Here is a 13,441-nt window from a genome sequence, read left to right as displayed (position 1 = left end):
GAGAGGGGATGCCGCGGTGCGAGACGATCACGCGCAACTGACCGCGCTGTACGACGCGCACGCGACTCCCGTCTGGCGGTACGTCGTGAGCCTGACCGGCGACCATGCGGGGGCCGACGACGTGGTGCAGGAGACGCTGCTGCGCGCCTGGCGGACCCCGCGGGTCATGAGCGACGATCCCGCGACGCTGCGCTCGTGGATGTACACCGTGGCCCGCAACCTCGTCATCGACGAAGCGCGCAGCGCGCGGCGTCGGCACGAGCATCCGGTCGACGAACTGCCCGAGGTCGTCCGCGACGACGACACCGACGCGATGTTCGACGCCCTCCTCGTGGAAGAGGCGCTCGCCACCCTGACTCCTGACCACCGCGCCGTCATCGTCAGCGCTTACTACGGTGGGCGCAGCGTCGCTCAGGCCGCCGAGGAGCTCGGCATCCCGGCCGGAACCGTCAAATCGCGACTGCATTACGCGGTGCGGGCATTGCGGCTCGCGCTGCAGGAAAGGGGGGTGACCCGATGAACGACGATCACGAACGTCTGTCGATGTCGGACGGCGCCTACGTGCTCGGGGCGCTGTGCGCATCCGACCGCGCCGAGTTCGAAGCCCACCTCGCGGTGTGCGCCGCCTGCCGCGCGTCCGTCGCCGAGCTCGCTCCCGCCGCGGGACTGCTGTCGCGGCTGTCCCCCGAGCGGGCTCGAGCCCTGAGCCCGACGACCGGCCCCATCCCGCTCGCCTCGCCCGACCCGGCCCTGCGCGGACGCGTCGTCGAGGTCGCCCGACGTCGGCGCAAGCGCCGCCTCACGGTGTGGACGCTCGCCGCATCCATCGCCCTGGTCGCCGTCGCGGTACCGAGCGTGTTCGCCGTGAACAGCGCGGTGCAGCAGTCGACGGGGACGGTGTACGCCCTCGACGACGTCGCCGGAGCGCCGCTGGAAGCCTCGGTGAAGCTCACGTCTGCCCCGTGGGGAACCCGCATCGACCTCGTCTGCCAGTACACCGGGCAGGTGCTCGATGCTCCTCCCGGTGGCTGGCCGTATGCCCTGGCCATCACCGACGACGCGGGCACGACGAGCGTGCTCTCGACGTGGCGTGCCGATCCGGGGTCGACCACCGAGCTGAGCGCCGGCACGGATCTCTCTGCCTCGAACATCGGGGCGGTCGAGATCCGCTCTCTCGACGGCGACACCGTCGTGATGCGGCGGGAGTTCGGCTGAGTCCTGCGCGCATGCGTCGGCTTCGTACGCTTTAGCATCGGTCCATGCCTCGACTCGTCGCCGTCTGCGCCGTCCACAGCCTGCACCCGGATTCCGGATCCGTCGGGGTGACGGCGATCGACAAGCGTGCCGTCGAGGGAAGCGTGCGCGTCGGCAAGCTCGGCATCCGCTCCGACGTGCAGGCGAGTCGCAAGCACCACGGTGGGCCCGACAAGGCGGTGTACGCCTACGCCACCGAGGACGCCGCGTTCTGGGAGGGCGAGCTGGATCGCGAGCTGCACCCGGGCTGGTTCGGTGAGAACCTGCGCGTGGAGGGGCTCGACGTCAACGGCGCGCGCATCGGAGAGATCTGGCGCATCGGCGACACCGTCGAGGTCGAGGTCACGATGCCCCGCACCCCGTGCGCGACGTTCGCGCGATGGGTCGGCGGTTCGGCGGCGCGCGGCTGGGTGAAGCGGTTCTCCGACGAGGGGCGACTCGGCGCCTACCTGCGCGTTCGCCGTGCCGGCGAGATCCGGGCGGGGGATGCCATCGAGGTGCTGTCGTCGCCCGAGGGTGCCCCCACGGTGCTCGAGGCGTACCGCAGCTGAGTCGCTGTTGCCGGACGGGCGGAGGGCACGCGAGACAGCATCTCGCTGACATCTCGGATGCAGTCCGACGCCGAATCGTCAGCGAGATGTCGTCTCGCTGACGTCAAGCGCCCGGCCCGGGGCGCGGCATCCGGAAACGACGAACGCCCCGGCGGGAGAGCCGGGGCGTTCGTGCAAACGCGCTGGGTCAGTTCTGGGACTGGCCGTACGAGCCGAGCTGCTTGGTGGCCTCGACCACGCGCACGGCCATGGCCGACTCGGCGACCTTGCCCCAGGCGCGGGGATCGTACTGCTTCTTGTTACCGACCTCGCCGTCGAGCTTGAGCACGCCCTCGTAGTTGGAGTACATGTAGCCCGCGATCGAGCGCGTGAAGGCGTACTGGGTGTCGGTGTCGATGTTCATCTTCACGACACCGTTGGCGACGGCGAGGGCGATCTCGTCGTCGGTCGAGCCGCTGCCGCCGTGGAACACGAGGTCGAGGGGCTTGGGGCCGGTGCCGAACTTCGCGGCGATGCCCTCCTGGATCTCGCCGAGCAGCTCGGGGCGGAGCTTGACGCCACCGGGCTTGTACACGCCGTGCACGTTGCCGAAGGTGAGGGCCGAGATGTACCGGCCGTTCTCGCCGAGGCCGAGGCGCTCGACGGCCTTGGTCACGTCGGCGACGGTCGTGTACAGGGCCTCGTTCGAGCCCTCGTGCTGCACACCGTCTTCTTCGCCGCCGACCACGCCGACCTCGATCTCGAGGATCGCGTTGATGTTCTTCATGCGGGGGAGGAGCTCGGCCGCGATGTCGATGTTCTCGTCGAGGGGAACGGCCGAACCGTCCCACATGTGCGACTGGAAGATGGGGTTGCGACCGGCCTTGACCTCTTCTTCGGAGGCCTCGAGCAGCGGGAGGACGAAACCGGGCAGGGCGTCCTTGGGGCAGTGGTCGGTGTGGAGGGCGACCGTGATGGGGTAGTTCTTGGCGACCTCGGTCACGTACTTGGCGAAGGCGAGAGCGCCGGTGGCGCGGGCCTTGACGGTGTGGCCGGCGAAGTAGTCGGCACCACCGGTCGTGACCTGGAGGATGCCGTCGGAGCCGGCCTCGGTCAGGCCCTGGAGCACCGAGTTGATGGTCTGCGAGCTCGAGACGTTGATCGCGGGATACGCGAAGCCGCCGGCCTTCGCGCGGTCCAGCATGTCGGCGTACTGCTCAGGGGAAGCGACGGGCATGGAGGTGCTCCTTGGTGTTGTCGGGACACCGTCACTCTAGCGAAGCCACCGGATCGTGATGCGGCGGGCGCGGCAGGAACGGGGCAGTTCTGTCGAACCGTTAAGAATGGCGATTCCTTCGTTGCACATCCGGTCAAAACCGGCGATTGTCCACGCTTCGCTGGATACAGTGGCCGCATGGTGAGCCTGACTGCCGACATGAGCCCTTTGCACCCCGACCGCAACCTGGCGCTCGAGCTGGTGAGAGCGACCGAGGCGGCGTCCATCCGCGCCGTTCCCTTCATCGGCCGGGGCGACAAAGAGGCCGCCGACGGTGCAGCCGTCGACGCGATGCGCGCGTTCTTCAGCACCGTCAACTTCGACGGCACGATCGTGATCGGCGAGGGCGAGAAGGACAACGCGCCCATGCTCTACAACGGTGAGCGCGTCGGCAGCGGCCGTGGGCCGCAGTGCGACGTGGCCGTCGACCCCATCGATGGCACCTCGCTGACCGCCGCAGGCCGCCAGAACGCCCTCTCGGTCATCGCCGTGTCGGACCAGGGCACCATGCTCGACGCGTCGAGCGTCTTCTACATGGACAAGCTCGTCACGGGCCCCGCCGGTGTCGGCGTCGTCGACATCCGCCTCCCGATCGCCGAGAACATCCGCTTGCTCGCGAAGGCGCTGGGCAAGCCCGTCGATGAGATCGTCGTGTCGGTGCTGAATCGGCCGCGCCACGAGAAGCTCATCGCCGAGATCCGCGAGGCCGGCGCGGGAACCCGCCTCATGAGCGACGGCGACGTCGCCGGTGGCATCAACGCCGCTCGTCACAACGCTCGCACCGACATGTGCGTCGGCGTCGGCGGAAGCCCCGAGGGCATCGTGACCGCGTGCGCCATCAAGGCTCTCGGCGGGCACATCCAGGGCGTCCTTGCCCCGCGCAACGACGACGAGAAGGAGAAGGGCCGAGATGCCGGACTCCAGGTCGACGGCGAGGTGTACGAGGCCGATGGCTTGGTGAAGGGCAAGAACACGATCTTCGTCGCGACCGGCGTGACCGACGGACAGCTCGTCCAGGGTGTTCGCCGCGAGGGTGACTTCCTGTACACGGAGAGCGTCGTGCTTCGCGGCGCCTCGGGCACCCTGCGCCGCATCTCGTCGGAGCACTTGACGTCGAAATGGCTGTGACGCTCCGGGCTGACGCTTCGGGGTCGATGTCATTGCGCTGACGTCATTGCGTTGACGTCGTTGCGTTGACGTCAGGCTTCCTGTCTGGGACGCCTCTGATCGCGAGACTGCGCCTCGCTGACAAATCGGTTGAAGGTCGCAACTGTCGTGTCAGCGGAATGCGGTCTCGGCGGTAGGGCGAGGTCCCGGCGATCCAGTGCGCTCCGGCGCCCGGGGGAACCGCGACGCGGCGAGAATCCCGCGATGTGCAGATACAGCCGGGCGTGTCGTGACGCAAGCGTGACCGGCCCCGGAGGCCGTGTCTGGCAGAATCGAACGCAGTGTCAACGGCGACGCTGTGTACTTCCGAGACCCGAAGGGGGATCGTCCATGGCAGCTCCGACGAATCACACCGCACCTCAGACAGGTGCACAGGCGGTCATCGCCAGCGCGGTCGACCCCGCGCGTCGTCCCGATGTTCTGCTGCGCGTGCGCCGCGACGAGGGCCACGAGGTCAGCGCGTGGTGGATGGTCGGGGCGTTCGTCGCCGTCTCGGCGGCCGTGGTGAGCCTGTTGAGCTGGGTTCCCGGCGGGGCCTGAGCCTTCTTCCTGTTCCGTCGCCGAGTGTTCGACCTGCGACATCCGCTTCTCGACCCCTCCCACCTGGTATGGCGCCCCGACGCGCGCGAGCACTTTCGCGCGACGCGGCGGACGCTCACGACCCGGCGTCGGAGAGCCCTGCTCGCTGACGGATGTCACCCAGATCGGCCCTCGTGGTCGCCCCGTCTTCGTCGACCGGTGATTGCGTGACCTCGCCGGTTCCCTCGAGATCCTCGATCATCTCCGGTGCGGTCCACCGACGCGGAGCTGCCTCGAGCGCGACGGGAGCGGCGACCGCGTCGAGCTTCGTCTCGTCGATACCGGGGAACTTCCGCGCCGTGACGAGCACGCGCGACTCCAGCGACCCGGCGAATCGGTTGTAGCTGTCGACAGTCTTCTCGATCGCTCGGCGCAGGTCGTTGGCGTGTTCAGCAAGCTTGCCGATGCGCTCGTAGAGTTCGGTGCCCAGAGCGAAGAGCGTGCGCGCTTCGTCGGAGACGTCTTGCTGCGTCCATGTGAAGGCGACGGTCTTGAGCACCGCCCAGAGGTTCACGGGGGAAGCGAGGGCGACGCGACGGGTGAAGGCGTAGTCGAGCAGGGTCGGATCTTCGTCGAGGGCCGAGGCCAGCAGCGACTCGCTCGGGAGGAAGCACACGACGAACTCCGGGCTCGTGGTGAGGCCCGCCCAGTACGCCTTCTTCGCCAGCGCGTCGACATGGGCGCGCACCGCGCGGGCGTGTTTGGTCAGGAGTGCTGCCCGACGGGCCCCGTCGTCGCCGTGCGCCGTCACCGGGATGGCGCTCGCCTGCAGGTACGCGTCGAGGGGGGTCTTGGCATCCACCGCCAGGGACTTACCGCCGGGGAGCCGCACGACCATATCGGGGCGACCGGCTCCGGCGTCGCTCGAGATCGCGGTCTGCAGGTCGAAGTCGACGTAGCGCGTGAGCCCGGCGGCTTCGACGACCCGCCGTAGTTGCGTCTCGCCCCAGACGCCGCGCGTGGTTCCCGAACGCATGGCCGAGGCCAGAGACTCCGTGGTGGCACGCAGAGCCTCGTCGGCTTCGCGGGACAGGCGCAACTGCTCGCCGAGTGCGGAGTACTGCTCGACGCGATCGCGCTCGAGACCGTCGACCTTGCGCTGCATGGCGTCGAGCGTCTCGCGCACCGGGTCGAGGGCGCGCAGGACGGTCTGCTCTCGTCGCTCGCGCTCTTCGCGGGCTGCTTGATCGGCGCGCGATTGCCCCACCAGTTCGCGGTACAGCGACACCTGATGATCGAGCTGCGCCTGCACTCCCGCGCGCGCGGTCTCGGCTGCGGCGACCCGCGCCCCGAGGGCCTGGTGCTCGACGGCGTTGCGAGCTGCGGCGCGCGAGGACCCTGTGAACCACCCGCCGCCGACGCCGAGAGCGAGGGCGAGGATCACGAAGAGGAGGGCGATGGCATCCATGGGGTCAGCTTGCACCAGACGTCCGACATCCGCGGAAAGACGGGCCGACGCGACTCAGGCGACCGCGCGCTCGGCGGGCTCGGCGACGATCTGCGAGACCCGCACGCCGAGGTGGGCGGCGAGGGCGTGCACGTCGTCGACACCGGCGCGGCGGGCGCAGTCGATCGTGATCTCGGCACAGGCCACCGCATCGGCGAGAGCATCGTGGTGCGCGAAGGGAGAGCATCCGGCCTCGGCGGCGACGAGCGGAAGGCGGTACGAGTCGAGCGTGTAGGTCTTACGCGACATCTGCACGCTGCACAGGTAACGGTAGGGCGGGCAGTCGTCGCCGGTCGCGGCGCACGCGCGGCGCAGCACCGACATATCGAAACCGGCGTTGTGCGCGACCAGGACGTCCGCTCCCGCAAAGGAGGTGAGACGCGCGAGCTGCGCCGACCAGCCGGGCGCGTTCACGACATCGGAAGACTGGATGCCATGGATCCCGACGTTGATGGGAGCGAAGTGGTCGTGACCCGCCGGCGGCTTGATGAGCCAGGCCGCTGTGGCGACCACGCGGCCGTCGCGAACACGGGCCAGACCCACCGCGCACGCGGACGCACCGCTGGAATTCGCCGTCTCGAAATCGATCGCGGTGAAGTCCAGAGCCACGACTCCACCCTGTGCCGGGACCGCCGCGTTGCGGAGGAGGCGCGCCGGGGCGGGGTCGTACAGCCCTGGTATCTGCTCGCCCCCGAGGCGACCCACACGTGCCGTCGAGCGGAGGTCGTCGACGGCCCGCCGGCTTCCGGAATCCACCGACGGCGGGTCGCACTCCGACTCCGCGGGGCGGGTCGACGACGGAGGGCCGTGCGCGTCCCGCTGCCCCGATTCAACGGAGGGTGTCGGAGGGGCGGCGTAGGGTCGTGGGCATGACCGATCGCGAGAAGTCGACCTCGTTCGGGCAGGCGGCCTCCGCCTACGAATCCGGGCGTCCGGGGTATCCGTCCGGCGCCGTGGCCTGGCTCCTCGACCCCGTGCGGGAGCCCGGTCGCGCGTTGCGCGTCGCCGATGTCGGAGCGGGGACGGGCAAGCTCACCCGCGCTGTCGTCGAGCTCGGCGCCGACGTGGTGGCGGTCGATCCGGATGCCGACATGCTCGCGAGCCTGCGAGAGAACGCGCGGGGTGTGCCCACGTTCGTCGGGATGGCCGAGAACCTGCCCCTGCCCGATTCTGGCCTGGACGCCGTCGTCATGGGCCAGGCCTGGCACTGGGTCGACGTCGAGCCGGCCTCGCTCGAGACCGCGCGCGTGCTTCGCAGCGGGGGAGTGCTCGGGCTCATCTGGAACATCCGCGACGACCGGGTCGACTGGGTGCGGCGGCTCACCGCGGCCATGGGCGGGTCGAACGCCGAGGTCCTCCTCGCCACGACCGGTCCGCGCGTCGCCGAGCCCTACGGCGAGCTCGAGCACCGTGAATGGTCGTGGGAGAGGCGGATCACTCTGCCGCAACTGCGCGACCTCGTCGTCTCGCGAAGCGACATCATCACGGCCAGCCCCGAGAAGCGCGCGGGCATCGAGGCCGCGGTCGACGGGGTCGTGGCATCCGTTCCCGAACTCGCCGACGGAGGGTCGGTCGCGTTGCCGTACGTGACCCACGCGTTCCGCGCGCGGCGGCCGTGACGCGGGTGACCGGGCTCCAGGCCGGGTAACCTGGACTCCCGTGGCTCTTACCATCGGAATCGTCGGCCTTCCCAACGTCGGAAAGTCGACCCTCTTCAACGCTCTGACCAAGAACTCGGTGCTCGCGGCGAACTACCCGTTCGCCACCATCGAGCCGAACGTCGGGGTCGTGAACCTTCCCGATGTGCGCCTGCAGAAGCTCGCTGACGTGTTCGGCAGCGAGCGGCTCGTGCCCGCTGCGGTGTCGTTCGTCGACATCGCGGGCATCGTCCGCGGGGCCAGCGAGGGCGAGGGCCTCGGCAACCAGTTCCTCGCGAACATCCGTGAAGCGGATGCCATCGCCCAGGTCGTTCGCGGATTCGCCGACGACGACGTGGTCCACGTCGACGGTTCGGTCAACCCGGCCAACGACATGGAGACCATCAACGCCGAGCTGCAGCTCGCCGACCTCCAAACGCTCGAGAAGGCCATCACCCGGTACGAGAAAGAGGTTAAGGGCAAGAAGCTCGACCCCTCGGTGCTCGAAGCCGCGAAGGCCGCGCAAGACGCCCTTCAGCGCGGCGTGCTGCTGTCGGCATCCGGAATCGACCTCTCGCCGATCCGCGAGCTGGGACTGCTTACCGCGAAGCCGTTCATCTTCGTCTTCAACGTCGACGAGGCCGTCCTCACCGACCAGGCCCGTAAGGACGAGCTCGCCGCGCTGGTCGCGCCCGCCAAGGCCGTGTTCCTCGACGCGAAGATCGAGTCGGAACTCATCGACCTCGACCCTGAGGACGCGGCCGAGCTGCTCGCGTCGACCGGACAGGACGAGTCGGGCCTCGACCAGCTCGCCCGCATCGGGTTCGACACACTGGGCCTGCAGACCTACCTCACCGCAGGTCCCAAGGAAGCGCGTGCCTGGACAATCCCGCAGGGCGCGAAGGCGCCGCAGGCCGCTGGTGTCATCCACACCGACTTCGAGAAGGGCTTCATCAAGGCCGAGGTCATCTCGTTCGACGACCTCGTCGAACTCGGCTCGGTCGCCGAGGCCCGCGCGAAGGGCAAGGCACGCCTCGAGGGCAAGGACTACGTCATGCAAGACGGCGACGTGGTGGAGTTCCGCTTCAACAATTGAACCGCCCGTGAAGGCGCGGCGCAGAGCTAGTCCGGGCCGCCCCGCACGCCGCGACCTGTCCGTACCGCGCTTCGCGCACGTGCCCCGCCGCTGTGACAGCCGTAGGGCCGTGACTCGCGGGCGGACGGCGGCGACGGGGTGAATGCGCAGTCGGCCGGCGCGATAACGTTGCGCCCATGATCCGGAACAACCGAGCATCCCTGAGCGTGCACAGCGACACGTACACGGTGGCGCAGATCAGCCACATGCTGGGGATCGAACCGGAAAGCACCGGCGATGTCGGCGATCTCACTCCGTCCGGGCGCGCCGGCCGGAACATCAAGCCGCAACATCTCACGTATCAGCGCACATTCTGGAGTCTTCACGAGAAATCGCCGGAAGCGGAGGGGGAGGACGAGACCGGGTTCTCAGCCCTGAGGAAGCTGGTGGAACGCGTGCTGCCCGTCAAGGACCGGCTGGCCGAGCTCCGCGACGGCGGAGAAACCGTCATCTGGTGGTCGGGAGACTCCGACAGCACGCAGGGGGGATTTGTTCTCGAGCCCGACCTGCTCGACGCACTGAGTGTCCTCGGGTGTCACGTCTATGGCACGGCCTTCCTCAGGGAGGACATGGAGAGGGGTGAGGGGCCGTGAGGCACCTCCCCGTCGTCACGGCTCGGGGTGAGCAGCGATCATCCGAGTCGCGTTCACGTTCAGCGGTGCCGTCCCCCCGCAGTTTCCGTTCTGGCGGGTCGCTGGGCCTCGGCGCCGTGACGAACATTCCCCCAGCTCGTCGTGTCGTCCGTCTCTTTCCGGATTACTCGCGCGACTGGCCGCTCTGGGAGGATTCGACGCCCACCTGGGACGCCGGGTACACGACGACCCCCGCGATGTACGGGCTTTCCACCGCGCTGACGGATGCGCTCGGCGAGTGGAACACGCTGTGGGAAGCCCAGTACGATCCCGTCGACGGGTGGAAGAGCGAGTCCGCGCGCGACGCCTGGCGAGAAGGCGGTGTGGAGATCGCGAGGCGTCTGCGAGCGGAAGTCGCGGAGTTCGCCGACGTGCAGTACGAGCCGTGGCCGCTCGGAGACGACGGTCAGTGACCTCCGATGCGATAACGCGACCGAGGGAGTAGCCCTGCGCAGCCTTCGGTGTTCACGACGGACGGGGACGATGCACAGAAGTGGTCGTTGCCCCGCCACCCCCACGCTAAGGGCCCGTGGTCAATGACTGACCACTAGGGTCGGGCACGTGACCACCCCCGAGCCCGCCCGCATCGAAGACCTCGCCTCCTTCGCCGCAACGAATGGCTGGACCTACGAGGCCACCGCGGAGCCTCCCGCGCTCTCGGGTGACATGTGGGAGTACGCCACGGCGGGCAATGTCCAGGACCGCATCACCGGGCCGGGGTGGGAGGCCGGCCGGATCGTCGGCGGGGCGAGGAAGGCCGAGAACGTCCGCCAGAGCGGGATCGTCACGATTCGGACGAGCGTGTCGGTGAACGTGCCGGTGAAGAGCATCAACCTCGGCTACCTGGCGATCCGGTTGCCCAGACAGCTGCCGCACTTCGTGCTCGATGCGCGGAGCAACGACGGCATCCTGTCGTCGCTCCAGCACCGACCGCAGCGCAAGCAGCGACTCTCGCTCGAGGGCGACTTCGACACGCACTTCCATCTCTTCGCACCGAGAGGGTACGAGCGCGACGCCCTGTACGTCTTCACGCCCGACCTCATGGGTCTGTTGATCGACGAGACAGGCGATCTCGACGTCGAGGTGCGCGACGACATGCTCATCGTCTACCGCCCGGGTGGCTTCGACCTGCACGACCCCGCGGTCTGGGAGCGCTTCGCCCGCATTCGGGCCACGGTGGGCCGGAAAGCGTGGACCCAGACCGACGGGTATAGCGACGATCGCGCGGCGCCGGGGCTGTCGGCATCCGTCGGTCCCGAGGGGCGCCGGCTGAAGCGCAGCCTGTCGCGCTGGGTGTGGATCGGGATCGGGATCGCCGCGGCTGCCGTGCTCGTTCCGGTGGGGATCCTGATCACGGTGTTCAGCGTGGCGACCTCGCTCTGAGGCGACGTCAGGCCCCCACGGCCTCCCGCGCCCGACGCGCGAGCTCGGAGCCGTCGATGCCCGGCCACCCATGAAGCCCTTCGGCGTGCGAGGGCGGCAGCGCCTCGGCGCCCCAGACCGCACCCGCCAGCGAACCGGCGATCGCGGCGACGGTGTCAGTGTCGTTTCCTCCACGGACGGCACGCTCGATCGCGTCTAGAGGCGAGGCCGCACCGGCAACCGCCGAAAGTGCACCCTGGAACGCCCGTACGATCCAGCCGTTCGCCTGCTGGAAGTCCCGCGGATGGCGGCCCTCGGTCGCCTCGATCAGGTCGGCCCAGTGATCCCGGCGCTCGGCGGGCACGAGGTCGAGCTGCGCGCGCATGTCGAGCTCTCCCGTCAGGATGCCGTGGCGGACGGCCCCGCACCACAGGGCGCACGCGTCGAGATTGTCGTCCTCCCAGTGGGTCAGGCGGGCGACGGCTCCGGCCGCCGCGGCCATCTCCGCGCGGGGACGCTCGAGGTAGCCGAGGGCCAGGGGTCCGGTGCGCATGAGCGAGCCGTTGCCTCCGCTGCGACCCGATGCGTCGTGCACGGCACGGGATGCCGCGGTGATGGCATTCATTCGTCCGCCGACGGGGATGCGGGACAGGACCTGGCGCGTCTGCGCTCCGACGTCGAGGGCGTCGCGCGCCCACTCCTGCCAGCGTCGGACGATGGTCTCGAGCGACGACGGGTCTTCGAGTCGGTGCCCGGCGGCGAGCTCGTCGAGGATCGGCACGGCCATGCTCGTGTCGTCGGTCCACTCGCGCTCGCCGTGGCCGAAGTGGCCGCGGCCGAAGGCGGGGACGACGTCGTCGGCGAGCGCGGGACCGAACTCGTACGCCGAGCCCAGGGCGTCGCCCGCGGCGGAGACGAGCACGGCGCCGACAGCGCGATCGACCTGGGCGGGGGAGAGGCTGGTCATGAGGTCAGCCTAGGAGGGGATGCGCTCAGGAGGCCGGCGTCGTGCTGCGTCCGGGTGAGGCGAGTTCTGCGAGACCGGCGCCGGGGGTCCATTGCCACCTCGTACCGAGGCCGTCGGCGTACTCCAGCACGGTGATGGAGCGATCACCGGCGACGGTGAAGGGGTCGAGAACGTCTGCCTCGCGCACCGGCAGGGGGATACCGTCCCAGGAAGACTGCTGTGCAAGGCCCTTCTTCTGAACGAAGAACTGGCCCGGCGGCAACACCTTCATGCGGATGGTGTGGGTCGCGCCGCCTGGTCCCGCCACCTGCACCTCAACGTCGTAGAACACGGCGGACGTGGGGCTCTGGTTCGAGACCACAACCCCATATCTGCGGCCGTTCTCTTCTCGGTCGGCTGCCCACCACGAGGCGACGCTGCCGGCCAACTGGCGCCGATCGCGTGCACGGTCGACCTCGTCTCGCTGCGCTTCGCGCGTGGCAGAATCGCGCGCCGCGACAACAGCCGCTTGACGCGTCTCATCTGCGGTTTTGTTCGCGGCGAGGGCTACGCGGAGCGCGAAAATGCTCAAGATGCACCCCAAGACGGCGGCGAGGGCTGCGACCCAATCGGCGATGGTTCCGGGTTCGAGGTGGAGTGACGACATGCTGTTCACGTTAGAGCGAGGCGCAGCGACGGGAGAAGGAAATGCTGATGTTCACCCGGCAGAGTCCACGCGTCGTTCGACGCGGGAAATCATCAGATATCGCTGTAGTCGTTCGCCGGCAGGATGATCTGGACGATGGAGTCGCCGTCGAGGACGAGCATCACGTACTGCCGGCCGAGCTCACCCGGCCGCTGCAACGACTGCGTCCCGGGTGCGTCTCGCGTGTCCAGCCGCAGTTCGGTGGAGTCGAATCCCTCCGTGGCGCCCGCCGCGACGGCCTCGGCTCGGGTCGAGCCGACACCGATGCCACCGCTGGTGACCACGGGGTGGCCGGCGACCGTGGGCGAGGAGACGCGAACGGAGGCGCCGCGTGTCGACCCGTCGTTCGGCACGGTCAGCGTGAAACCCGGCCACTCGAGGGCGGTGAGCTCGGAATCGCCGCCGTACGGGCCTTCCACCGCCGACCGGGTCGGTGCGATGCCCAGCGCGGCCGTCCACGCGTCGACCGCGGCGAGCGAGTACTCGAGCGTCGAACCCGCGGCGATGGAGGCGCCGTCGAGCTGAACGATCAGCACGGCGTCGCTCGCCGGGGCTGAGGCATCGGCGGAGGGAGACACCGTCGCGGTGGGCTTCACCGTCGGCGTGAAGGACGGGGTGGCCGCGTCGGTCGTCGTCGGTTCCGGGGCGGGCTGCGGGACGCAGGCGCTGAGCCCGAGGGCGGCAGCCACCGCGATCGTCAGGAGGGGAATCGTCCGGCGCATCCTCGAACGCTACCGTCGGGGCCGTTCGCCATCAACGTACCGAGGACG

Annotated in this window: 16 protein-coding genes; 10 read left to right on the top strand and 6 right to left on the bottom strand. The window is 69.3% G+C overall.

The features are described 5' to 3' along the window. Window positions 1-16: 16 nt before the first annotated feature. From MTE01_RS10670 to MTE01_RS10660, 3 genes are read left to right on the top strand one after another with little or no spacing between them, the layout of a single operon-like run. Window positions 17-520, top strand: coding sequence for a sigma-70 family RNA polymerase sigma factor (locus MTE01_RS10670; RefSeq protein ID WP_103210948.1), 504 nt, complete (start codon window positions 17-19; stop codon window positions 518-520). Next, the gene (locus tag MTE01_RS10665; protein WP_103210947.1) at window positions 517-1,215 is read left to right on the top strand and encodes an anti-sigma factor family protein; all 699 of its coding nucleotides are present in this window, start codon (window positions 517-519) and stop codon (window positions 1,213-1,215) included. Before MTE01_RS10670 ends, MTE01_RS10665 begins: the two co-directional genes overlap by 4 nt. Window positions 1,216-1,259: 44 nt before the next feature. After that, window positions 1,260-1,805, top strand: a complete 546-nt coding sequence (locus MTE01_RS10660; protein WP_141377399.1) for an MOSC domain-containing protein — start codon at window positions 1,260-1,262, stop codon at window positions 1,803-1,805. A 187-nt stretch (window positions 1,806-1,992) separates the two neighbouring features. Here MTE01_RS10660 and fbaA read toward each other — a convergent pair whose 3' ends face one another. Further along, window positions 1,993-3,021 (bottom strand): class II fructose-bisphosphate aldolase, encoded by a 1,029-nt coding sequence (fbaA, locus tag MTE01_RS10655; protein WP_141377397.1) that lies wholly within the window; start codon window positions 3,019-3,021, stop codon window positions 1,993-1,995. A 177-nt stretch (window positions 3,022-3,198) separates the two neighbouring features. Here fbaA and glpX point away from each other — a divergent pair, with 177 nt between their 5' ends. Together glpX and MTE01_RS10645 are read left to right on the top strand one after the other, a co-directional pair. After that, window positions 3,199-4,188, top strand: coding sequence for a class II fructose-bisphosphatase (gene glpX, locus MTE01_RS10650; protein ID WP_116240044.1), 990 nt, complete (start codon window positions 3,199-3,201; stop codon window positions 4,186-4,188). A 369-nt stretch (window positions 4,189-4,557) separates the two neighbouring features. Beyond that, complete coding sequence (locus tag MTE01_RS10645) at window positions 4,558-4,767, top strand: UDP-N-acetylmuramyl pentapeptide phosphotransferase (RefSeq protein WP_103210943.1); 210 nt, start codon at window positions 4,558-4,560, stop codon at window positions 4,765-4,767. 115 nt (window positions 4,768-4,882) lie between these two features. Here MTE01_RS10645 and MTE01_RS10640 read toward each other — a convergent pair whose 3' ends face one another. Together MTE01_RS10640 and MTE01_RS10635 are read right to left on the bottom strand one after the other, a co-directional pair. Then, complete coding sequence (locus MTE01_RS10640) at window positions 4,883-6,214, bottom strand: DNA recombination protein RmuC (protein ID WP_141377395.1); 1,332 nt, start codon at window positions 6,212-6,214, stop codon at window positions 4,883-4,885. Between the two features lie 54 nt (window positions 6,215-6,268). Next, on the bottom strand, window positions 6,269-6,862 hold the full coding sequence (locus MTE01_RS10635; RefSeq protein ID WP_103210984.1) for a 3'-5' exonuclease: 594 nt from the start codon (window positions 6,860-6,862) through the stop codon (window positions 6,269-6,271). Window positions 6,863-7,122: 260 nt separating this feature from the next. Here MTE01_RS10635 and MTE01_RS10630 point away from each other — a divergent pair, with 260 nt between their 5' ends. From MTE01_RS10630 to MTE01_RS10610, 5 genes are all read left to right on the top strand, one after another. Further along, window positions 7,123-7,872, top strand: coding sequence for a class I SAM-dependent methyltransferase (locus MTE01_RS10630; protein WP_141377393.1), 750 nt, complete (start codon window positions 7,123-7,125; stop codon window positions 7,870-7,872). A gap of 40 nt (window positions 7,873-7,912) precedes the next feature. After that, window positions 7,913-8,986, top strand: coding sequence for a redox-regulated ATPase YchF (gene ychF, locus MTE01_RS10625; protein ID WP_103210940.1), 1,074 nt, complete (start codon window positions 7,913-7,915; stop codon window positions 8,984-8,986). A 176-nt stretch (window positions 8,987-9,162) separates the two neighbouring features. Beyond that, window positions 9,163-9,618 carry a DUF4279 domain-containing protein gene (locus MTE01_RS10620; protein ID WP_141377391.1) on the top strand — a complete coding sequence of 152 codons (456 nt, stop codon included), beginning with the start codon at window positions 9,163-9,165 and terminating at the stop codon, window positions 9,616-9,618. 116 nt (window positions 9,619-9,734) lie between these two features. After that, window positions 9,735-10,070 carry an immunity protein CdiI family protein gene (locus tag MTE01_RS10615; RefSeq protein ID WP_141377389.1) on the top strand — a complete coding sequence of 112 codons (336 nt, stop codon included), beginning with the start codon at window positions 9,735-9,737 and terminating at the stop codon, window positions 10,068-10,070. Window positions 10,071-10,218: 148 nt separating this feature from the next. Beyond that, a complete protein-coding gene (locus tag MTE01_RS10610) occupies window positions 10,219-11,040 on the top strand; it encodes a hypothetical protein (protein ID WP_141377387.1) in 822 nt (273 codons plus the stop codon). Between the two features lie 7 nt (window positions 11,041-11,047). Here MTE01_RS10610 and MTE01_RS10605 read toward each other — a convergent pair whose 3' ends face one another. The 3 genes from MTE01_RS10605 to MTE01_RS10595 all read right to left on the bottom strand — a co-directional run bounded on the left by MTE01_RS10605 (window position 11,048) and on the right by MTE01_RS10595 (window position 13,393). Next, window positions 11,048-11,986: an ADP-ribosylglycohydrolase family protein gene (locus MTE01_RS10605; protein ID WP_141377385.1), complete on the bottom strand. Its 939-nt coding sequence runs from the start codon at window positions 11,984-11,986 to the stop codon at window positions 11,048-11,050. A 25-nt stretch (window positions 11,987-12,011) separates the two neighbouring features. Then, entirely contained in the window at window positions 12,012-12,632 is a 621-nt protein-coding gene (locus MTE01_RS10600; protein WP_103210936.1) for a hypothetical protein, read from the bottom strand. Window positions 12,633-12,724: 92 nt separating this feature from the next. Continuing rightward, complete coding sequence (locus MTE01_RS10595; protein ID WP_141377383.1) at window positions 12,725-13,393, bottom strand: hypothetical protein; 669 nt, start codon at window positions 13,391-13,393, stop codon at window positions 12,725-12,727. Between the last annotated feature and the right edge of the window lie 48 nt (window positions 13,394-13,441).

Source organism: Microbacterium testaceum (genome assembly GCF_006539145.1).
Lineage (GTDB): Bacteria > Actinomycetota > Actinomycetes > Actinomycetales > Microbacteriaceae > Microbacterium > Microbacterium testaceum.
Note: the sequence above shows the minus strand (reverse complement) of the source record. Positions and strands in the feature narration are given on the sequence as shown.